At 40.9% G+C, this 21,054-nt stretch carries 16 protein-coding genes and 4 tRNA genes; 6 read left to right on the forward strand and 14 right to left on the reverse strand.

What is annotated here, in order from left to right; translation table 11 throughout:
• Nucleotides 1-168: 168 nt before the first annotated feature.
• The 4 genes from J8L86_RS00760 to rlmKL are packed head-to-tail and all read right to left on the reverse strand — an operon-like array spanning nucleotide 169 to nucleotide 6,423.
• Nucleotides 169-2,061, reverse strand: coding sequence for a DUF3466 family protein (locus J8L86_RS00760; RefSeq protein WP_211028251.1), 1,893 nt, complete (start codon nucleotides 2,059-2,061; stop codon nucleotides 169-171).
• 25 nt (nucleotides 2,062-2,086) lie between these two features.
• Nucleotides 2,087-4,012 carry an ABC transporter ATP-binding protein gene (locus tag J8L86_RS00765; protein WP_065109210.1) on the reverse strand — a complete coding sequence of 642 codons (1,926 nt, stop codon included), beginning with the start codon at nucleotides 4,010-4,012 and terminating at the stop codon, nucleotides 2,087-2,089.
• Nucleotides 4,009-4,254, reverse strand: coding sequence for a glutaredoxin family protein (locus tag J8L86_RS00770; protein ID WP_055022984.1), 246 nt, complete (start codon nucleotides 4,252-4,254; stop codon nucleotides 4,009-4,011). Before J8L86_RS00770 ends, J8L86_RS00765 begins: the two co-directional genes overlap by 4 nt.
• Before the next feature lie 21 nt (nucleotides 4,255-4,275).
• Nucleotides 4,276-6,423: a bifunctional 23S rRNA (guanine(2069)-N(7))-methyltransferase RlmK/23S rRNA (guanine(2445)-N(2))-methyltransferase RlmL gene (rlmKL, locus tag J8L86_RS00775; RefSeq protein WP_211028253.1), complete on the reverse strand. Its 2,148-nt coding sequence runs from the start codon at nucleotides 6,421-6,423 to the stop codon at nucleotides 4,276-4,278.
• 355 nt (nucleotides 6,424-6,778) lie between these two features.
• Here rlmKL and J8L86_RS00780 point away from each other — a divergent pair.
• The 4 genes from J8L86_RS00780 (at nucleotide 6,779) to J8L86_RS00795 (ending at nucleotide 7,241) form a co-directional block, all read left to right on the forward strand.
• A tRNA-Met gene (locus J8L86_RS00780) sits at nucleotides 6,779-6,855 on the forward strand.
• A 100-nt stretch (nucleotides 6,856-6,955) separates the two neighbouring features.
• Nucleotides 6,956-7,032, forward strand: a tRNA-Met gene (locus J8L86_RS00785).
• Between the two features lie 29 nt (nucleotides 7,033-7,061).
• Nucleotides 7,062-7,138, forward strand: a tRNA-Met gene (locus J8L86_RS00790).
• A 26-nt stretch (nucleotides 7,139-7,164) separates the two neighbouring features.
• Nucleotides 7,165-7,241: transfer RNA gene (locus J8L86_RS00795), tRNA-Met, on the forward strand.
• 121 nt (nucleotides 7,242-7,362) lie between these two features.
• Here J8L86_RS00795 and J8L86_RS00800 read toward each other — a convergent pair.
• Both J8L86_RS00800 and J8L86_RS00805 read right to left on the reverse strand, forming a co-directional pair.
• On the reverse strand, nucleotides 7,363-8,559 hold the full coding sequence (locus tag J8L86_RS00800; RefSeq protein ID WP_055022985.1) for an aminotransferase class V-fold PLP-dependent enzyme: 1,197 nt from the start codon (nucleotides 8,557-8,559) through the stop codon (nucleotides 7,363-7,365).
• A 152-nt stretch (nucleotides 8,560-8,711) separates the two neighbouring features.
• Nucleotides 8,712-9,212: a hypothetical protein gene (locus J8L86_RS00805; RefSeq protein WP_231919084.1), complete on the reverse strand. Its 501-nt coding sequence runs from the start codon at nucleotides 9,210-9,212 to the stop codon at nucleotides 8,712-8,714.
• A 183-nt stretch (nucleotides 9,213-9,395) separates the two neighbouring features.
• On the opposite strand from J8L86_RS00805, the gene J8L86_RS00810 reads away from it, so the two are divergent.
• Nucleotides 9,396-9,953 carry a sugar O-acetyltransferase gene (locus J8L86_RS00810; protein ID WP_065109209.1) on the forward strand — a complete coding sequence of 186 codons (558 nt, stop codon included), beginning with the start codon at nucleotides 9,396-9,398 and terminating at the stop codon, nucleotides 9,951-9,953.
• A 58-nt stretch (nucleotides 9,954-10,011) separates the two neighbouring features.
• Here the strand turns inward: J8L86_RS00810 and oleD are convergent, their stop codons facing one another.
• From oleD to J8L86_RS00840, 6 genes are all read right to left on the reverse strand, one after another.
• Entirely contained in the window at nucleotides 10,012-11,079 is a 1,068-nt protein-coding gene (gene oleD, locus J8L86_RS00815) for a 2-alkyl-3-oxoalkanoate reductase (protein ID WP_211028615.1), read from the reverse strand.
• Nucleotides 11,080-11,127: 48 nt separating this feature from the next.
• The gene (gene oleC, locus J8L86_RS00820; RefSeq protein ID WP_211028255.1) at nucleotides 11,128-12,798 is read right to left on the reverse strand and encodes an olefin beta-lactone synthetase; all 1,671 of its coding nucleotides are present in this window, start codon (nucleotides 12,796-12,798) and stop codon (nucleotides 11,128-11,130) included.
• Between the two features lie 152 nt (nucleotides 12,799-12,950).
• Nucleotides 12,951-13,835, reverse strand: a complete 885-nt coding sequence (locus J8L86_RS00825) for an alpha/beta fold hydrolase (protein ID WP_055022989.1) — start codon at nucleotides 13,833-13,835, stop codon at nucleotides 12,951-12,953.
• Nucleotides 13,836-13,883: 48 nt separating this feature from the next.
• Nucleotides 13,884-14,933, reverse strand: coding sequence for a 3-oxoacyl-ACP synthase III (locus tag J8L86_RS00830; protein ID WP_055022990.1), 1,050 nt, complete (start codon nucleotides 14,931-14,933; stop codon nucleotides 13,884-13,886).
• A 251-nt stretch (nucleotides 14,934-15,184) separates the two neighbouring features.
• Nucleotides 15,185-16,477: a methyltransferase gene (locus tag J8L86_RS00835; RefSeq protein ID WP_065109260.1), complete on the reverse strand. Its 1,293-nt coding sequence runs from the start codon at nucleotides 16,475-16,477 to the stop codon at nucleotides 15,185-15,187.
• 18 nt (nucleotides 16,478-16,495) lie between these two features.
• Nucleotides 16,496-17,683: a chemotaxis protein gene (locus J8L86_RS00840; protein WP_211028257.1), complete on the reverse strand. Its 1,188-nt coding sequence runs from the start codon at nucleotides 17,681-17,683 to the stop codon at nucleotides 16,496-16,498.
• Nucleotides 17,684-17,912: 229 nt separating this feature from the next.
• On the opposite strand from J8L86_RS00840, the gene J8L86_RS00845 reads away from it, so the two are divergent.
• Nucleotides 17,913-18,137, forward strand: coding sequence for a DUF1289 domain-containing protein (locus J8L86_RS00845; protein WP_055022991.1), 225 nt, complete (start codon nucleotides 17,913-17,915; stop codon nucleotides 18,135-18,137).
• An 88-nt stretch (nucleotides 18,138-18,225) separates the two neighbouring features.
• Here J8L86_RS00845 and J8L86_RS00850 read toward each other — a convergent pair whose 3' ends face one another.
• Both J8L86_RS00850 and J8L86_RS00855 read right to left on the reverse strand, forming a co-directional pair.
• Nucleotides 18,226-18,582, reverse strand: coding sequence for a YajD family HNH nuclease (locus tag J8L86_RS00850; RefSeq protein ID WP_055022992.1), 357 nt, complete (start codon nucleotides 18,580-18,582; stop codon nucleotides 18,226-18,228).
• A 154-nt stretch (nucleotides 18,583-18,736) separates the two neighbouring features.
• Nucleotides 18,737-20,713 (reverse strand): BCCT family transporter, encoded by a 1,977-nt coding sequence (locus J8L86_RS00855; RefSeq protein ID WP_211028259.1) that lies wholly within the window; start codon nucleotides 20,711-20,713, stop codon nucleotides 18,737-18,739.
• Nucleotides 20,714-21,054: the final 341 nt, after the last annotated feature.

The raw sequence follows: 21,054 nt of genomic DNA on the forward strand, positions 1-21,054 counted from the left end.
TTTTGGGTCGATAAATACCAAAGCTTCATCATTAGGAATAGGCGCTTTTTTAGACAAGATCAATGTCGATTTATGACAAATTTATGGGATTTTAATTAACGTATTGAGAAAAAACAGAAAAAAAAATCGAGGAAAAAACCTCGACTTTTTGTTCAAAAAATGCTCAAGCTAGTTTGCTTTTCGACGACGTAACCAAAGCAAAGGTAAACTGAACAACCAAGCCCAAGATGAAGCACCTTTACGCTCATATGGCTCGTCTTCAACTAAGTCAGACTCAGTACAGGCTTCTTGATTTCCTGCTGCTGGCTTAAGTACGACCATACGAGTTAAGAATGAAGTAACAGGATCGCCATTACCATCAATCTCAAATAATGGTGTACCGTTCTCACCCAAAATCAAATTACCATCAGTATCATATTGGTAAACTGGTTTACGAACAAAAGCAGTACCAACAATCGTACCTTCTTCATTGATACTGTTTGCTTCTACCACATAAAACTCAGAACCATAGGTAAGAATAGAGCCGTCACCATCAATCACTTCAATTGGGTGACGTGACCAGTTACCGTCTTCATCTTGTTCATAACCTTTTGACTCACAGGTCAAATTGTCATTGATATTGATAAATTCATTATCATTCATGTTAAACAAGAAGGCAGCTTTCGGACGTGGCTTATCTTTATCGTAAGTCACTTCAATGTTACCCACCACTTGCCCAGCATTATTAATTGCTTTCGGCTTACTGGTTAAGTCTGACAATCCATCTTGGAAATCATCAGGTACTACAATTTCAGCAGCAGGATCATTGATGTCGTAGTAGAAAAATTTCTCTCTTAAATAACCACTGATATACTTTTGAAAGCTACCCACAACAATACCATTATCATTAATATCATAAGCTATTGAGCTATAAACGGTATCGCTGAAAATATCTGGATCAATCCAGTTATATTGGTAGTCACCATTGCTATCTTTTTGCCAGTAGGCAGCATCTTGGTATAAATCGTCTTTTTTACCATCACGATAGGTATGCGAACGACCTACAACAACACCGTCATCATTAATACCCAAGCCTTGAGCAATATAATTCAAGGTTGAATCTTCATCAGGTGTTAAACCTAATGGCAATTCAACAATGTTATCTTCAGGAATTGTATTATCAGCTTCAATTTGCCATACATGTGCACGTGTTTGGTAAGAAATATTACGTGTACCGTTTGATGGGTATTGATCTGCCTGAACACAGATTTCTACTGGAACTGGAAACTCAGCATCTTCGTTTTGGCTTGCGTCGATACAATCATCGATACGACCTGCACTGTACTCAATGATATCAGTACTTGCATAACCTGCGACTAGGTTATTATTGTTAACGGCAGCTGCTGCTGACCAACCACCTAGCTCAACAACAAAGTCATCTTCTTCACGAACATAAGTTTCGTATGAAGGGACAAGTTCAATCTCAGTACCGTCTGCGGTCACAGCCACGCCACGCAGTTCAAAATCTCGGTAATACCAAAACTCTTGATCTTCGTCAGTGCCTTCGTAATCAATGGTTTTTTCAGGCGCTGTGTATGAACCCACTTTCACTTCTGAATCGTTCATACCATAAAAATAAGTATCAACTGAGTTAACCACTAACTCGCCTTCATCATCAACTTCTGTTGGTGGTGTTGTACCATTAATGCTGTAAAAGTTTGGATTCCATGGAGACTCAGGGTCATTTTCTTCCGCAGTGAAAGTGAAGTTATTCGCCACAATCGGTAAAAATACCGAATAGACAATCGCTTCTTCAGGCGCAATACCATCTTCAACGTCAATAACATCATCTTCGTCTTCGTCATCAACAGATAATTTCTTTTTACCTTTTGATACGCCAACTAATTCATTATTTGCATTAACAGCTAATGCATAACCACGGCTGGTTCCGTCAACATTTCCTTTGAGATCAAAATCTTCAATATTAACGATTTCGTATACGGGTGCTGCTTGAACACTTCCTATAGCGCCTAGCACACTCAAGGCAACGACTGATAATGCCTTATCAAACTTCGACTTCATTTTAATTCCTATTGTTATTATGCGCTTACTTCAATGACTCGAGTTCTTCCCAACGTTCAAAGCAAGTGTCCAATTCCTGTTCTTTTGTTGCCAACGCTTGTAACACTGTGTTGACTTTATCTTGTGGTTGGCTATAAAAATCAGCCGAAGCCACAGTATTTTGTAACTCTTCTACTTCTTGCTCAAGCTTCTCCATTTTGGCGGGTAATTGATCTAACTCCCGTTGAAGCTTGAACGATAATTTTTTCGGTGCTGCAGCAGCCACTTTCTTCGGTTTTTCTTGCTTAGTTTCTGCAGGTGCTGATGGTATGACAACAGATGTTGCTTCAGGTTCCTCAGAATAAAATTTAGCGCCTTGAGAAACTGCATCATTATAGCCGCCAACATATTCGTGCCATGCACCATTACCGGCAAACCACCAACTACTGGTGACCGTATTATCAATAAATTCACGGTCATGACTTACAATCAGTAAGGTACCTTCAAAATCCGTTAGCAAAGACTCTAACAATTCTAGTGTCTCAACATCAAGGTCATTGGTTGGTTCATCAAGAATAATTAAGTTTGCAGGTCGTAACAGTAAGCGCGCTAACAATAACCGGTTTTTCTCACCACCAGATAAGGCTTTTACTGGCGTCCTTGCTCTGGCAGGTGAAAACAAGAAGTCTTGTAAATAGCTCAAAATATGGCGGTCTTGGCCATTAATGGTGACAGTACTTTTACCGTCGCCAACATTTTCTTCCACTGTTTTTTCAGGATCTAGCGCTTCACGATACTGGTCAAAGTAAGCAACCTCAAGTTTAGTGCCGACTTTAACTTCACCAGATTGTGGCGTTAACTGCTCAATCAATAACTTAATCAAGGTTGATTTACCACAGCCATTAGGACCAATCAGTGCAATTCTATCGCCGCGCATCACGGTTGAACTGAAGTTTTTAACTAAGTCTTTTTCAGGTAGGTTGTAATTTACATTTTTAATGTCGAAGACTAACTTACCTGAACGCTCTGAGTCACTGACATTCATCTTAGCGTTTCCTTGACGATTTAAGCGTTCACTTCGCTCAACTCGTAAGGCTTTCAACGCTCTTACTCGGCCTTCATTACGGGTACGACGAGCCTTAACGCCCTGTCTAATCCACGCTTCTTCTTCTGCTAGTTTCTTATCAAAATGAGCATTTTGTTCAGCTTCAACACGTAACCACTCTTGCTTACCTTCAAGGTACATTTTGTAGTTACCAGGCCAAGATGTGACAACCCCTCGGTCAAGGTCGACAATCCGTGTTGCCATGCGGTGAATAAATCCACGGTCATGGCTCACAAATACAATGGCGCCTTTAAAACTTAATAAAAACTGCTCAAGCCATTCAATGGTGTCAATATCAAGGTGGTTAGTTGGTTCATCAAGGAGCAATAAATCTGGCTCGCTTACTAAAGCACGAGCTAATGCGACCTTACGTTGCCAGCCACCAGATAACTCATTAAGTGGCTTATCAGGGTCAAGCCCTAGCAGTTCACAATTCTGTTTAATACGAGAATCTAAGTGCCAGCCATTGTTATGATCAAGTGACTCTTGTAAACGAGTCATTTGATTAAGCATTTTTTCCATCGCATCAGGATCGGCGGTTGCCACATCATGTGACAATTGGTGGTATCTATCTAATTGTTCACCAATCTCTTTAAGCCCAGCTGAAATATACTTATATACTGTACCTGTTTCTGCTTTAGGCGGGTCTTGCTGTAAGCGGCTGACATTGACATCAGAGGCAATATTGAATTCACCATCATCGAGTAATACGTCACCAGACAATACTTTCATTAAACTCGACTTACCTGCACCATTTCGGCCTACAATACAAACACGCTCACCCGGTAAAATGGTAAAGTCTGCGTTTTTCAATAATGGTGTGTAACCATACGCTAAAGAACCATTATTAATACGAACTAAACTCAAACGACGCTCCTAATAAAATCAGTTAGCTGTGACTCATCAAATGGCCAAAACAGCTCTTTATCACCCACAGATACCACTGGAATTGACACGCCATAGCGTGCAGCGAGATTTTCATCATCGCAGATATCAATATGTTGATAATGAATACCTAATTGCTCAACCAGGGCCTGAGCAATTTCACACAGATGACAACCATCTGTGTGATATAAAATCAAATGACTTTCTGTTGTTTTGCTTTGCAAACGATACCTCTTTGCGTCTATTTATTTAGCGTAAGGAGATTTTGCATGCGTAATTAACCACGTGTTATGGATATGCGGGTTGCGCTTATAATCCATTGGCAAGGTTTGGCTATCGATATTTTTAATATCCATTTTGTACTGGCTTAATAAATCGATGTCCATCTTAAACTTACGCTTGTTATTAGAGAAGATGATCTCACCATCTGGGCTAAGTAACTTAATTAAATCAACCAATAAAGCGGCGTGGTCACGCTGAACATCCCAACTGTCTTCCATTCTTTTAGAGTTGGAAAAAGTCGGTGGGTCGATGAAAATCAAATCAAATTGCTGGTCGCAATCTTTAATCCATTGAATGCAGTTAGCTTGTTCAAATTGGTATTGTCTAACATTGAGATTATTAAGCTCAAAATTCTCTTTTGCCCAAGCAAGATAGGTATTAGACATATCGACAGTCGTTACCGACTTAGCACCGCCAAGTGCAGCATGGACTGACGCCGATCCCGTATAAGAAAACAAATTCAATACACGCTTGCCAGCAGATTTCTCGCCGACCAATTTACGCGTTAAACGATGGTCTAAAAATAGGCCAGTGTCTAAATAGCCAGTCAGGTTTAATTTAAAGCGTGCATTATATTCTTGGGTAATAATCTCAAGCTTTTGCTCATCAAGTTTTTGGTATTGATTAGTGCCTTTTTGACGTTCACGGGTTTTAAGGGTAACTAAATCAGGGTCAATACCTAACGCAGCAGGAAGCGAAAGCAATACATCAGTAAGACGACGTTTGGTAACAGCCTCAGGAATACTTGCTGGCGCTGAATACTCCTGAATCACAACGTGATCGACATATTTATCAATAGCAACGTTATATTCAGGTAAATCGGCATCATAAATACGGTAACTATCGATACCCTCTTTTTTCGCCCATTTAGTCAGTTGCTTCATATTCTTTTTAATACGATTAGCAAATGCTGGCGAAATATCAGCAATATCGACGCCTTCTGGCAATACAGGCGCTTCACGACGGGTGCTTTTAGCATGTAAAGTGTACAAGTTAAAGCCACACTCTAATGCACCATTAAACATCTTCATTTGTTTATCAGCTTTAAGCTTCAAGGCTGACAATAATTCGATGTCGCTACATAGCATGGCGATTTTCCATCCGCCAAAGTCTTTTTTGAACTTATCACCAAGTTGGTAATAAAGTTGTAATAACTCAGTGATGCTACCTAATCGTTCCCCGTAAGGCGGATTAGAAATTAAAAAACCTTCAGTAACTGGTGGGGTGACATTCAGCGCATCTGAAACGGAAAACTCGATCAAATCAGCGACACCGGCATTTTCAGCATTTTTCTTAGCTAATGCCACTAAGCGAGAATCGATATCAGATGCAAAAAACTTCACTTGGCAGCGGGTCTTGCCCAAAGAAGCACGTGCTTTAGCTTCCTGTAGTACGGCTTGCCAAACTGCGTCATCATGACGTTGCCAATGCTCAAACCCAAAACGTGCACGTTGCAAACCAGGGGCGATATCTGACGCCATTAATGCCGCTTCAATGACGACTGTTCCACTACCACAAAATGGGTCGAGCAAATCCGTTGGGTTGGCTTGCCAGCCACTACGGGCCAACATATTCGCTGCTAGATTTTCTTTTAGTGGTGCTTCACCTGTTGTGGCACGATACCCACGTTGATGCAATGAAGGTCCAGAAAAGTTAATCGATACTGTTAATTGATTATTTCTAAAGTGAGCGTCAATTCTAAATTCAGCATTTAACCGTTCAACGTCAGGACGGCGCTCGCCATCATCACGAAAACGGTCTACGACTGCATCTTTAATTTTTAATGCACCGAATTGCGTATTATTGATAAAGCCACCCGTACCATGGAAGTCGATACTGAATGTACTCTTATTAGAAAAATGCGACGGCCAATCAATACAGTAAGCTGCGTTATAAAGTTGCTCGGCTGACTCACAAGCCCCTTTATAGATAACCACGACAATGCGACTCGCTAGTCTTGTCCACAATGTAATTCTATAGGCAAGCTCAAGTGGAGCAGAAAAATATACGCCCGCAACGCTTTCCTTAACATCAGTAGCACCAAACTCTTTAAGCTCATTGGCTAAGCTATATTCAAAACCCTTAGGGGCTGCAGCAAAAAAATTTAACATGGAATTGGCAGTCATCATCTCACAGATATAATTAAGTCGGCATTATATACCTAATCAAGAGTTCAAGTGAGAAAATGTGGTTGAATTGGATAAATACTCCTCTTTTTAAGACAATTTAATTCAAATTGCCTCACCAAATGGGTCATTCTCACTAATAAGTCGTTCCCTTAGCCCAAGTATCGCTCGGTCAATAGGCAAGCGACTCAGAATAGAGATAGCGGATTTGGCGATTAAAACGACTGAATGTGACTAAAATATCGATTTATGCTCATTAACCCAGCAAACGATCATAAAATTGTCATTATGACTTGCCAAGTACAGCTTAGGTCGTTATAGTTCGCCCCGCTTAAACGGACGCGGGATGGAGCAGTTTGGTAGCTCGTCGGGCTCATAACCCGAAGGTCGTTGGTTCAAATCCAGCTCCCGCAACCAATTTTGTAATGGTATCAATTGATTACCAATATAATGATGGCAACAAGGTATTATAGCTAAGCTATATCGCACTGTTTAAGCAAGATAGTTTATATTCGGACGCGGGATGGAGCAGTTTGGTAGCTCGTCGGGCTCATAACCCGAAGGTCGTTGGTTCAAATCCAGCTCCCGCAACCAATATAACCACTATCATTATTAAGTACGGACGCGGGATGGAGCAGTTTGGTAGCTCGTCGGGCTCATAACCCGAAGGTCGTTGGTTCAAATCCAGCTCCCGCAACCACTTAATAACAAAAGATAAAAATCGGACGCGGGATGGAGCAGTTTGGTAGCTCGTCGGGCTCATAACCCGAAGGTCGTTGGTTCAAATCCAGCTCCCGCAACCAATTTTATCAATACCTATCTTATTTAGTTATTTCCCCTTGTTATACTTCTGTTTATTTCTTAGTTTGTTATTACAATTAAAGAATTTAATTTTTGATATCTACCCAGTTTATGTATCTATCTCTACGCTTTGCTATCGATTGCGCACATATTCAATGCTCGTGAAATATCTTCTATCAAGTCTTCTACGTTTTCCAATCCGACAGAGATACGCAATAGATTATCGGTAATGCCAGCAGCAGCTCTGGCTTCTGGGGTATATGGCGAATGAGTCATAGAAGCTGGGTGCTGAATTAACGACTCCGCATCTCCTAAACTGACAGCAATAGTAAATAGTGACAAACTATCGACAAATTTGATTGCCTGTTTGATGTCTCCTTTTATTTCAAATGCAATCACCCCGCCCGCACGTTTCATTTGTGAGCCAAGAAATCCATGACCTTGATGAGACTTAAGCCCTGGATAGAACACCTTTGCTATAGCTTGATGCTGATTAAGGTATTCAGCTAATATCTCTGCATTATCACAATGTCTTTGTAATCGCACATCTAAGGTTTTTATTCCACGCAAAATCAACCAAGCATCATGTGGCGAAAGTACGCCACCAAAATCTTTTAAAATCTCATACTTCAATTTGTGGATATGCGCTTCAGAACCGCACACTATTCCGGCAATAACATCACCGTGACCATTTAAATATTTTGTGGCACTGTGGATAACCATGTCGACTCCCATGTTAATAGGCTGCTGTAACAATGGCGTCATAAAGGTGTTATCGACAATCGTAATCAGGTTATTGGTTTTGGCGATATCGACGATGGCGCTCAAATCGAACACTTGTAAGTGAGGGTTCACTGGGGTTTCACAAAATAATAATTTGGTATTCGGTTGAATGGCCGCTTCTATGGCTAAAAGATCACTAAAATCGACGAAGGTTGTTTCAACCCCAAAACGGGTTAACTGACTACTTAGTAAAGCGAAAGTACAGCCGTAAATCGCGTTTGAGGCAATGAGATGATCACCTGATTCCAAATGAGTCATAAGCGATGCCGATACTGCAGCCATCCCAGACGCACAGGCAGCTGCTTGTTCAGCCCCCTCTAACAAAGCCATTTTACGCTCTAACTCATTGGTTGTCGGGTTACCTAAACGAGTATAAATGTATCCAGCTTCATCACCCGCAAAGCGGGCTCCTCCTTGCTCTGCATTATCAAAAACGAATGTCGCACTTTGATATAGTGGCGATACCAACGCCCCAAGCGCATCTTTCTCGTGCCCTGCGTGGATGGCTAATGTGGCTAAATTCCATGGTTTATGCATCTTTTTCTCCCTTCTTACCCATTCATTAGAATTGTGATTGGTGTGGGTAAGTCAAACTCAAGATACATGTGCTGATAAATTAGCCAATGCTAAAACGACTTTTTGATACCTTCAAACTTGTAAAGCCAAGATTACGAAAATCCGCAAGCCCTTTAATCAAGCCTTTTCCACACCTCCTCTTCAACGAGATCTTCACCATCGTATCTTTGTGTATGCCACTCATTTTCTTTTAACATAAATAAAAAGCGATAGGACTCTCCTGGCTTCACCCCAAATGAGCTCAACGTCGGAAACTCGGTATATTGATTATTAATTAATTCGTAATGACCACTAGCACTTGCCCAAAATGTCTTTTTCCCGCCCTCTTTTTTCATTGTCGTGAAGCTAAAGTGCGTTGCCGACACAAGTTTAATAGCAGATAAATTAAGTGTCTTATAATCAACCCATTGTTTATTCTCATTGAGGTACTTGCCATCAAACAGCGCCCAGCTACCAATCAAAGGATTATGAAGGGATTCTTGCTTAGGCTGATTTTGGCCTATTGCTAAAGGCATACTTGTTAGCATGATGCAAAACAGCCCCAAAACCTTAAAGTTTTTAGCCTTGGTTAGACGCCCTATTTGACGATATAACTCAGTGAATTTAATGTTCATCTGCCAGTATCCATCCAATTGCATTTAATTTAGGTACGATAAGTCCCTCTATAACAATGCGTTAAAGTAATACCGTTATGATAATCAAGTTACACTCGGCGTATAGCAGACATAAGTCTATGTTTGGTTTGCAAACTTAAGTCATACTAAAGAAAAATTATTCACGCACTTAAGGTTATCGTGATGCAAAAACAGACTGAGAAACAAAAAATGTTAGCTGGCCTGGCATATGATGCGTGGGATGAAGTGCTTCTAGCTGCAAGAAATCAGGCAAAATTAATGTGTCATCAGTTTAATCAACTTAGTCCATTGGATAACGATAAACGCCAAGCGATGCTAAAAACATTACTTAATATCACTGGACACTGTCATATCGAAGCAAACTTCTTCTGTGACTATGGCACTAATATCACCATCGGCGATAATTTTTATGCCAATCATAATTTGGTTATTTTAGACGTCTGTGAAGTCAAAATAGGAAGCAATGTTATGTTTGGCCCTAACGTTATGTTATCAACGGCCACACACCCGATTGATCCTATTGCACGCCGCAATACTGAATTCGGAAAGCCGATTACGATAGGAAATGATGTTTGGTTAGGTGGAAATGTTTCTGTATTGCCAGGCATTACCATTCACGATAACACTGTGATTGGTGCAGGAAGTGTCGTGACTAAAGATATCGCCGGCAATGGTGTGTATGCCGGCAACCCTTGTCGTTTTATCAAACCAATCGCTTAGCACAATGTGGTTCATTGGCTCAACTTATTGATTTTATTTAGTGACAATTAACATAAGACTAAAGCGACTGCTTTAGTCTTATCATGCCTTCATCAATACTGATTAGCGCTTGATACCCAAAATCGTTTTTTGCTGCGCTAATATCAAAGTAATGACTGGTTGATAATTGCCTTGCTACAAATCGTGTCATTATCGGTTCTTGCTGTTTCTTTAAAAGGCCATATAAACCTTCTAATACCACTCCTGCTGCATAGGCAACCCCTGCAGGTACTCGTTTTTCAACGGGGGGGATATCAACACAAGCTAAAATTTTATTAAGCATATTAGCCATTGTTATTGGTTCATCATTACTCAAGAAGTAGGCTTTACCAGCACAGTTTGCTTGATGACTTAACTCTACAGCGGCAAGAATATGTGCAAATGCAGCATTATCGACAAAGATCGTATCAACTAACTTATCTTGCTTGCCTACTAGTTTTAATTTGCCTTTTTTAGCACGCTCAATCACCCTTGGAACCAAGTGCGGATCCTCAGGCCCCCAGATTAAATGAGGTCGTAATGCTGTGGTTTTGAGTTCTTTGCTATCTGCATCAAGAATCATCTTTTCTGCTAGCGCTTTTGAATGGCCATAATAATTTAAAAATTTAGCCGCATATGGCGCTGATTCATCAATTCCTGCTTCATCTTCACCAGCAAAAGTCACACTAGGGGTACTGGTATACACAATACGGTCGATTTGATGGGCTTTACTCGCTCTAATGATATTGGCGGTGCCATTAACGTTAGGTTCAAAATAACTATCTCTAGTTCCCCAAACACCGGCTTTTGAAGCAACGTGAAACACGAGATCGCAGCCTTCCATAGCGTTAACCACCCCATCATAATCAGCAAGATCACCTTTAAACATCTCAACACCCATTGCAGTGAGTTCAGGGTAATCACCACGGGCAAATCCTACGACCTCAATTTGCGCGGCGCGCAGACGTTTACAAATACTCTTACCTAGAAAGCCGCCCGCTCCGGTAACAAATGCCTTGTTTGCCGTTTGTTTAAGTGCTGCTAATGCCGTTTGTTCTTGAGGCAGTAAATCAGTTAATTGAAGCTGAGCGCTATTTACTGAGGTCATTGAGTTCGCTTCCAAATGAGTTAAGGGCTTATTTTCAATTTGAGTCACTTACGCTTCCTTCCATTGTGCTTGTGCCCAAACTGCCAGCTTTTCGCGAAATATTTTTGCATTATGGCGGACATCAACAGGAAAATCTGGATGAATAAGGAATCGACTGATCCCCACGGTATGAGAATGCTTTTCTGCGATTGCTAGCAGGTCACTATAGAGCATTTTACTATCTGAACAGGCGAGGCCTTTATCTAGTTCAATACACAACAAAGGCAAAGTTTCACCGTTTATGCTGATAGGAACAAGTGCAGAACGTTTAACCTGCGGATGGGTATTGAATACTCTTTCACAGGGAATAGAAAAATAACGTTTTTTATCTGTACCAGTTTGGTCAACACGATGCGCCTTGCGGCCACACATCCATAACTGCCCTTCTTCATCAAGATAGCCAACATCGCCCATTCTATGACGAATATGCTCACCATCTGAGATTTTAGCGATTGCAGTTGCACTTTCACGATGATAATAACTGCGGCTCACCATGGGACCTTTTACCACAATTTCACCAATGCTACCGCTATCGAGCATCAAGTCATCATCCCACTGTTTAAGCGGGTTTTCTGTGATATCAATAATCGCAATATCAACACCTTTAATCGGATGACCCACACAAATTCCTAAGCCGTTATCAGTTGCCTCTGTGGTCTCAAATAAGGCCGAACTCGGCATCATACTAATGGGTAACGACTCGGTAGCACCATAAGAGTTTAACACTTCAACACCGCTACTCAGCATGTGACTGAAGCGCTTTATCGAAGCTATGGTTGCTGGGGCGCCAGCTGAAATTACGCGTTTAACGCTAGGTAATTTATGCTGTTTACTCTCACCTGCTTCACCTAATCGCTCCAGCAAAGCTGGGTTAACAAACATATTTGAACATTGATACTTTTCAATTGCCGCAAACAAGTATTCAGGGGTGGCGGTAATCGGTTTACTGGCATCCATAGCTGGCACAATCGATGCCATTCCAAGCGCTGGACCAAATAATGAAAATAACGGAAATGTCGCTAGGTCTCGCTCACCAGGCTTAATGCCATAATCATGTTTCAATGCTTGAATTTGAGCCTCAAACAACTCGTGACTATAAACCACCCCCTTTGGGGTGCCAGTGCTACCACTGGTAAACAATATCGCCGCCATGGCATCTTTTGCCAATGCAGCAATGGGATAAGGTGCAGAGGCCGTATTTTGGGGTAAGTCATCTATCGCCTTTGCCCCTGCCAAAAAGCATGCGACTCGACTGCCTCCCACATTGAGGCATTGCTTAACCGAGCCTTTACCCCATCCAAGAATGCGCCTTGCAATATTTGCCTTCGTAATACCGATAAAAGCATCAGGTTGCGACTCTTCAAAACATTGTTTTAGGTTTTTTACGCCCATTCCAGGGTCAACCAGAATGGGAATAATTCCTGCTTTGAATAAGGCAAACGTCAGTACAAAAAAATCAATACTCGGCGTCACCATTAATACCGCTTTCATTCCTGCTCTAATACCATCGGCATTTAAGCGATAAGCCATTTCATCGGATTGCGCATTTAGCTGGTTAAAATCGATTTCTTGATATGACAGTGTCGATGATGCCGTTTGCACGGCAACGGCAAGCTCTGTTGGAGAGTGAACAGCTGCATGCTGAAGGTGCTGACAAATATTGGCCGAAGGTAAAGTCATAATGTTGATGTCATCTTATTGGGGATACCTGTAACCACTGAAGTATCTCATTAATGTATTAGTTATCTCTTAAACCTATAGAGCATTCATTTTAATAAAAAAGGGCATTGTTAAAATGCCCTTAGATACTACAACGTTCAATATTTTATGGATTAAGATTGAGGTTGCTCGGCCATAAAATGTTGGATTAAGCCAATCACATCTTCACTGGCATCTTCTAAAATGTAATGGCCACAATCATCAAACTCACGTACTTGGGCATGAGGCATATGTTGACGCCATTTATCAAGAAAATGCTTGTCGAATACAAAGTCCTGTAAACCCCAACAAATCAAAGTCGGTACATTCGAGAACTGCGGTAAGCTATCAGCAATACTAGAAACCAAATCATAGTTTCTGTCTTCTGGTTTTAATGGAATATCTTGCACAAATCGTAAAGTCGAAATACGATTTTTCCAGTTATTAAACGGAGCAACGTAGGCTTCTCTTACTTCTTTTGGCATTGGGTTACGTTTAACGCCTACGTATGATGCAATTGAAGAAAATGCGTTAAAGCCACGAACTAAAAAAGTACCGAGAATAGTTTCACGACATACCCAAAGTGCCCAAGGAAACGGCTTTGATTCTGGCAAATGGAAAGCCGCTGTATTTAAAAATACTAAACGCTTAATTCTGTCAGGGTAACGAGCAGCATAGCCCATACCAATCATTCCGCCCCAATCATGAACAACCAAGGTAATGTTGTCTTTTACGTCTAGATGATCAAGTAAAGCTTCCAAATCATCAATACGATTTTTAAGCGTGTAGTCATAATCTGGATCGTCAGGTTTATCAGACAAACCACAACCGATATGATCAGGCACGATACACTGATGAGTTGGGCTTAATGCACCCACCAAATTACGGTAATAATAGCTCCAGCTTGGATTACCATGAACCATAACAACAGGCTCACCTTGACCTTCGTTGACATAATGCAATTTATTGCCATTACGGTCTAAGAAATGGCTATCAAAAGGTAATAAATTCTCTAACATGATGCTTCCTAATCTTTTTTTATTAATCCTAAATACACAGCTAACGAACTACCACTTGATGCCAAGCATCATACAGTTGAGTCCGCTACCTATTCCTAGGAAGCTCACTTGATCGCCAAGTTTTAAAAAACCTTGATCATGGGCAATTGCAGCAGTGACAGGCAGCGAAACGGTGCCCATATTGCCTAAGGTTTCATAAGTAGGGAATTCTTTTTCATGCGGGATATTAAGCGCATTTAAAACTTGTTTGCGGTTTGAAGCACCGACTTGGTGACAAATCACTTTATCAACTTGTTCGACTAACCAATCACGTTGGGTTAAGAAATGCTCCCAAGTGTGTTTAGCTAAGTCGACACCTTCTTTAAGTAATGTGACAGCGTCAGTTCGCATAAACTCACGATACAGCTTCTGGCTCGTCTCCTGTAGCCCCCACTGACATAGCTCGTGATGCTCTGGTGCCGATAAATGACTTGCACCTAACAATTGATGCTGACGGGTGTTTTTAAGCGGCAGGCTTCCATCGGTTAAAATGACGGCAATGGCACCTGAACCACCTGTTAGCGTGGCAAGAGATTGGGCAAAGTTTTGCATAGTTGGGTCTGACAACATGTTATCAATCGTCACCTCAACAATGTCACGTGCAGATTCACACGATACCACCATACCCGCTTTGATTTGGCCTAACTCAATACGGTTTGCAATATCTAAGATACCTGACAGCACACCTAAGCAGGCATTACTAATATCATAAATCGCTGTATCTTTTGATACGCCAAGCTCTGCTGCAACTCGACAAGCCGTAGCTGGCTCATGTTGATCACGACATACGCCGGTATAAACCACTGCACCTAAGTCGCTAACACTAATGCCTGTCTCATCGACCGCTTTTCTGGCAGCACAAAGTGCCCCATCAGATAAACGATAACCTTTCGGCCACCAGCGGCGTTCTTTAATACCGGTTAATGCGGCTAATTGCCCCATCGGGATACGAAACTTTTGATAAAGCGGCGCAAGGCGAGATTCTAGGTCTAGACTTGACACCACTTGGGGTGCAAGTTCATAAGCCATACTATTAATAAAAACGCGGGAATATTTCATGAAACCGTATCAATCGCTCACTTTAAGGTCGCTATCAGCAACCGAATTTATTGGTATTTGTTATTAACCCGCCATTTGAACAAGAAAAATCCAAATATTCAATACAAAACCACTTTACGGGCCATTTAAATCTACTTCAATGAGACATGAATACAGAAAAAACAGCCAAAAAAAATCAGAATTAATACTAAACCATAAAATTTTACAATAATAAACAGTAGGTTAAGCTAGCATTCGAACAAAGAAGTCTGCTATGGCTGCTTTTTAGCCTGAATTAAACAATTTCTGGGTGTAATACTGTTTGCACAGAATTCAAACATCTCAACCTGATAACCATGTTGTTCTAAAAAGCACACTCTATCTAATAATAACCACTGCTCTATTATTAGACGAAATAGGTGCGCGACGAGATCGATTCGACGCGTTAATGCCTGTCTGTGCTCACCTTTGATAAGATAGTCATCAAAATCAATTGACCCGTTAAGTGCAACGCCTTTTTGATTGGCTGCCCATCGACAAAACTCATCAAAGCTTGCGGATAATTGACTGCGTTTTACGCTGGGAATGGGTAAATATCGACCGCTACCAGTGATGTCTCTTTGTAAAGAATCAAACCCCAAGCGCCAGCTTATTTCTTGATGACGTAATAGTTGCTGCTTTGGGTTAGCAATAACACTTTGCTGTAAAGGCAACTGCAAGTCATGACGTGAAAACGTTAACCCCGAGTCTTTAGCTACATCAGATAGTGCCTGATAGTGACTTGCTTGGATTAAATGATAACAACAAGGCGAGAATGAAATAGCGCGAGTCGACGCCTGTACAGCTAAATCAATCAGCCTTACATGCAAATCACCACAGGCATGCAACGCAACCGCATGCTGTTTATTAATTAAAGGGCTATTCGCTATTTCAAATACATCAGTGCAAGTAAACGTTTGGGGTAAATGCCATTTATCAGCAAAGGCTTGCCCTTGCTCACATAAGCTTTGCTGCCATTCTAAGCTGGTTACCTTTGTCGCTTTTTTCTTCGCTAAATACCGCCCTAAATGCCCCTTCCCCGCACACCATTCAAGAATGGGTAAATCATCCGCAGGAATAAAGTGAGCAAACGCAGTAATTTGTTGCCATTTGCGCCCTTTGATATGCGCGCTAAAATGACTAAGCTCGCTTTCAGTTAGTCCCTGCTCAGCAACCTTGTTTTGCATTTGATTAACGCTAACTTCAACCTGAGCTTTTACCTTACTGGTGAGTAGTTCAAATAAGCCATCTATGCTCAAGTTATTTGAGGCTAAATCAAGCTGTAAGCTTGGCAATAAACACTCAACTAAAGCAGTTTGATCTGCGTCTATTGTATCAATTTCACTGTCATCAATTTGCCAAACTGCTTTCGCCAGCGCTGGGAATTGTGTCTCCCAAGGTAACTCGGCACACTCAAAAGCCTGCACTTGCCACAAAGGGGTAAGTAACAATAAACAATCGCTTCGAATCGATAACTGCTCACTGAAAGTTAGACGATGAGTTGCAGATGTATTTACTTTAGCAATAGACAATATTTCACCTTGTTAATTGTTAACTACCGAGTTGTTCTTATTGGTCGCCATTCGTTTACCCAACCAAACACCTAAACCGAGTGGTGCGAAAAATACTGTAATTAAAAACAAAATGAAATACACAATGACACTCTTAATGGTTTCTGTGATCTGTTGAAACACTAATTCGACGGTTTTATGGCTTAATGCGTCTAAATCTTGAACCGCCGCAACTCGCTCATCTGCAATCATTTGAACGAGAGCTTCCCGCTCGTGAGTAATGATTAACGCCAATGAAGCACGCTCTTTAGATAACTGCATTAACTTATCATCAGTCACTTGACTTAACTGTTCAATAAGCGGGCTTAGTTCCGTGCGCATATCAGCGGCAAGCTGTGTCATTAACTCAGGGGTTTGCTCCATTAATGCTTGAAATTTAACGGTAGTTTGACTGATATCTGTCAGTGCCTTTTCAACATCTGCCGCATTAACATCAGAATGTAACGCATACAGTTCGGCTTTCCAGCCCAAGATTTTCGGCATTTGTTGGGTTGTCATAGCCATACGATCTGACATGTCACTCATCACTTCAGGCATAGAGCCGAATGTGGTTATCGCTTCAAACTCAGATATATTACTAAACTCAAGCCAATCATTAAAAGCTGAGGTTCGGCTAAACGTCAAATCACTGATTGGGTTTTTAGCTACGTATTGCTCAACAAATTTCTGATGCTGTTTAAAATTACTCACATTAAATCCCTTTGCCGTTTTAGCAAATCGAGCCGATAGACGTTGACTCGCTTCAATAGCAATATGCTGATGCTCCCCAAAAACCTCGCGTCCCGCACCAGTTGTAAAATAGTGGTTCATTTGCTCAGTAAACACCCAAGTATCAATCATAGCTGCAATAGGGGATGCCTGAAAAATGGCGCGTTGTAGGCTTTGCTCTGAATAAATTTTCCACATCAGAGTATTAGATTTTATTGCCACATCATCCGTGTCATTAGCAATTAAATCTGCGCTGGATTCAACCTCTGTATAAAAGTTATAGCTATATTCACGGCTGAACATACGCATATTAATTTGCTCTTTAGGCAAGGGCTCTACGCCACTTTCAAGCTTAACCTCTAATAAAGAGCAGCCAGTTAATACGCTGACGCTCACTAACAACAATAACACTTGAACCAAACGGTTAACGGCTGAACTTTCCCATGTATTCATGGTATTCTCCACACAAATAAGCAGCAAAACAACAAACAAACACCAACAGTTACCCATAGCTTGCCTTACAAATAAAACACTTGTGACACAGCTACAGGTTTAATTTAACTATCTGATATATATAAAATAAATATTATCGAGACTAGTTATTTTTACATTTTCTGTCTAGGGCTAAATGCTATTTGGCTCAGTAGAATTCAGGTTTATTAATTCAGTATAGGATGTTTATATGCACTCTCCTTGTGTCGCTAAATGCGGTCTCAATGATGACGACTTTTGTATGGGATGTTTTAGGCATATCAATGAAATTGTTGGCTGGGGCAAAGCAAGTGAAGAAAGACAACAACAAATTTGGGCGCAATTACCTGAGCGAAAAGCGGTGATGAAAGGAGGCAATAACTTTCAAACTATCAGTCGTGAAAAATGGCTGGCTGCCGAAGGGAAATTAGATTAGTTCAACATGCTGCTTGCAATAAAAAAGGTTACCCCACGGGTAACCTTTTAATATTCAGATGAATGATGCTTAACGTATTAACGCAACATCACTTTTTCATCATTGATTTTAAATCTGCAAAAGGGTTGTATGTTGCCGCCTCTTGCTTCACTTCAGTCGTACTGCCATAACGAATTAACTCCTCAAATCGAGAATGCTCATTATCATGGCAATATAAGCATAATAATTCCCAATTAGAGCCATCTGATGGGTTGTTATCATGGTTATGATCAACATGGTGCACAGTTAGTTCAGACAAATTTTTATGAGTGAACTCTCGAGTGCATCGACCACATACCCAAGGGTATAATTTCAATGCTTGCTCACGATAGCCTTTTTCACGACTCGCTTTATATTCTCTTGCTTCAGCGAGTACTTTATCTAATTTACTTTGCGTACCTGACATCGAGTTTCCAACTTTTGATAATTAAATATGAGTGACTAACGCTAAATCGTTGTCAAAAAATTACCCCAAGGATAATCTCAGTTATCCATTGGGGCAATGGTTTCTATCACAAACGCATTTAATACAGCTTACATTACCGCTAAAGCCAATATGACTACTCTGTCACCAACTCAGAGTTCGACAAATGTAAATAGTGTAGATAACGTTCATATTGATTAACAATATCTGCAATGATTTGCTCTTGGGTGTACCCCATAACATCATACTGCTGACCACCGTGCTCTAAAAACACTTCAACACGATAATAGTCTTGTTCGCTATCAAACAACTCAACATCCGCACCATTCATATTAAACGCACGTAACCGCAGCCCATAAGCAAATGGCAGAGTATCATTATCTTCATTACCGATAACCAACCTGACACGTTGCTCATCTTGGGTGATTACAGCAGCGATATTTTTTTGCAAAAATATTTGCTTCACTTGGTCAAGACCAGGCTTGGCGATGTTATCTAAAAACTCTTGTGCATCTTGATGACTCGGCTGAGATACAAGCACATCAATGCGATCTTTCCAACTCATATTCGCTTTAGCAAATTGCACACTGGTATTATGAGATTGGACACTGTTTATCTTCAAATAATCATCTTGTAAGGCTCTAAACAAGCCGACACACATTAATAGCATAACAATTAAAAACGGCATTGCACTGGCTATTGCCGCAGTTTGTAATGCTTGTAACCCACCCGCAATTAGCAGTACCGATGCAACAACCCCTTGTAAAATTGCCCAAAAAATTCGTTGCCATACTGGTGCACTATTGTCGCCACCAGATGTAAGGTTATCAATCACTAACGAACCTGAGTCTGACGACGTAACGAAAAATGTCACCACTAAGAACACGGCAATAACCGATAAGATGTTCGAAAATGGTAAGTGTTCAAAGAACTTAAATAGCGCTACTGAAACGTCACTTGAAACAGCATCCGACAAATAGGTTGCACCATGATTCATTACAGCATCGATTGCGGTATTACCAAATGCCGTCATCCATAGGAAAGTAATCCCTGATGGAACAAATAACACCCCAATCAAAAACTCACGAATGGTTCGTCCACGGCTTACTCTGGCAATAAAGGTACCGACAAATGGGGACCATGATATCCACCAGCCCCAATAAAGTAGTGTCCAACCACCAATCCAATCTTCTTTTTGATCGTAGGCATATAAGTTAAATGTTTTACCCACAATATCACTTAAATAGCCGCCAGTGTTTTGCACAAAGGCTTGCAATAATGCAATTGTCGGGCCAAGTAAAAGCACAGCAACTAAGAGTAACAAAGCTAACCCTAGGTTTAACTCGCTGAGCCTTTTAACGCCTTTATCTAAGCCTGAGAACACCGATAAAGTCGCCACGCCAGTGATGGCAATAATCAATATCACTTGGACAGTGATATTGTTTGGCAATCCGTCAATTAAATAGCTTAAGCCAGAGTTGACTTGCAACACACCGAAGCCTAATGAGGTCGCGACACCGAACATAGTGCCTAATACAGCAAATGTATCAACTGCGTGGCCGATTGGACCATATATGCGCTCTCCAATTAACGGATAAAGCGCAGAGCGAGGTAATAGTGGTAACTTATGTCGATAAGAAAAATACGCCAAACTTAACGCCACAATGGCATAAATCGCCCAAGCGTGAATACCCCAATGAAAGAAGGTAATTTTCATTGCTTCTTTTGCGGCTTCTATGGTTTCAGGGCTGGTATCAGGTGGCGCAAGAAAATGCATCACAGGCTCAGCCACACCAAAGAACATCAAGCCAATTCCCATACCTGCAGAAAACAGCATGGCAATCCAGCTTTTGTAACTATAGTCTGGGACGGCGTGATCTGGACCTAACTTGATATCACCAAAACGGCTCATCATAACGAACATGATAAAGATGATAAAAATTGCGACGCCTACGATGTAAAACCAACCAACTTTAAGTTGCAGCCAAGACTGAACCGTTTGGAAAAAAGCTGCGGATTGCTGTGGCCAAAAAGCACACAGGAGAACCATCATAGTAATAAGGGTGACAGACGAAAAAAATACAGGCGGATTTATACTAGCCTTAGGTAACATTAATACTCCTAGTTTGGAGTGAAAAGATATCTAAGCTAACCTAAGCGCTAAGTCGTTCAAAAATCTATTTGTCGAACTTAATGCTTTGATTAACTTATAAACTAACCTTCACAATAGCACAATCTAATGGATGTTTTTGTCTTACAGCACACGCTTTAAGCAAAAGTTTACCCACAGTTAACAACTGTCAGGATTAAGATACAGATAAACACAGATCTATAACATTAAATTTGCTCTGCAAGTCAATGTAACAGCAAGCCCTGAGACTAACATTTTGAGTTGACTGCAAGATGTTAATACTAGGTGATGAGGATGTCGTGCTTTAAGCAACAGGATTAATG

This window comes from Shewanella sp. MMG014 (genome assembly GCF_018100775.1).
Lineage (GTDB): Bacteria > Pseudomonadota > Gammaproteobacteria > Enterobacterales > Shewanellaceae > Shewanella > Shewanella japonica.

Bases quoted from the DNA above. Each gene is read 5' to 3' on its own strand.
- J8L86_RS00760 (WP_211028251.1), bottom strand. From the start codon at position 2,061: ATGAAGTCGAAGTTTGATAAGGCATTATCAGTCGTTGCCTTGAGTGTG.
- J8L86_RS00840 (WP_211028257.1), bottom strand. From the start codon at position 17,683: ATGAATACATGGGAAAGTTCAGCCGTTAACCGTTTGGTTCAAGTGTTA.
- oleC (WP_211028255.1), bottom strand. From the start codon at position 12,798: ATGACTTTACCTTCGGCCAATATTTGTCAGCACCTTCAGCATGCAGCT.
- J8L86_RS00825 (WP_055022989.1), bottom strand. From the start codon at position 13,835: ATGTTAGAGAATTTATTACCTTTTGATAGCCATTTCTTAGACCGTAAT.
- J8L86_RS00800 (WP_055022985.1), bottom strand. From the start codon at position 8,559: ATGCATAAACCATGGAATTTAGCCACATTAGCCATCCACGCAGGGCAC.
- J8L86_RS00855 (WP_211028259.1), bottom strand. From the start codon at position 20,713: ATGTTACCTAAGGCTAGTATAAATCCGCCTGTATTTTTTTCGTCTGTC.
- J8L86_RS00805 (WP_231919084.1), bottom strand. From the start codon at position 9,212: ATGAACATTAAATTCACTGAGTTATATCGTCAAATAGGGCGTCTAACC.
- oleD (WP_211028615.1), bottom strand. From the start codon at position 11,079: ATGACCTCAGTAAATAGCGCTCAGCTTCAATTAACTGATTTACTGCCT.
- J8L86_RS00845 (WP_055022991.1), top strand. From the start codon at position 17,913: ATGCACTCTCCTTGTGTCGCTAAATGCGGTCTCAATGATGACGACTTT.
- J8L86_RS00850 (WP_055022992.1), bottom strand. From the start codon at position 18,582: ATGTCAGGTACGCAAAGTAAATTAGATAAAGTACTCGCTGAAGCAAGA.
- J8L86_RS00810 (WP_065109209.1), top strand. From the start codon at position 9,396: ATGCAAAAACAGACTGAGAAACAAAAAATGTTAGCTGGCCTGGCATAT.
- rlmKL (WP_211028253.1), bottom strand. From the start codon at position 6,423: ATGTTAAATTTTTTTGCTGCAGCCCCTAAGGGTTTTGAATATAGCTTA.
- J8L86_RS00830 (WP_055022990.1), bottom strand. From the start codon at position 14,933: ATGAAATATTCCCGCGTTTTTATTAATAGTATGGCTTATGAACTTGCA.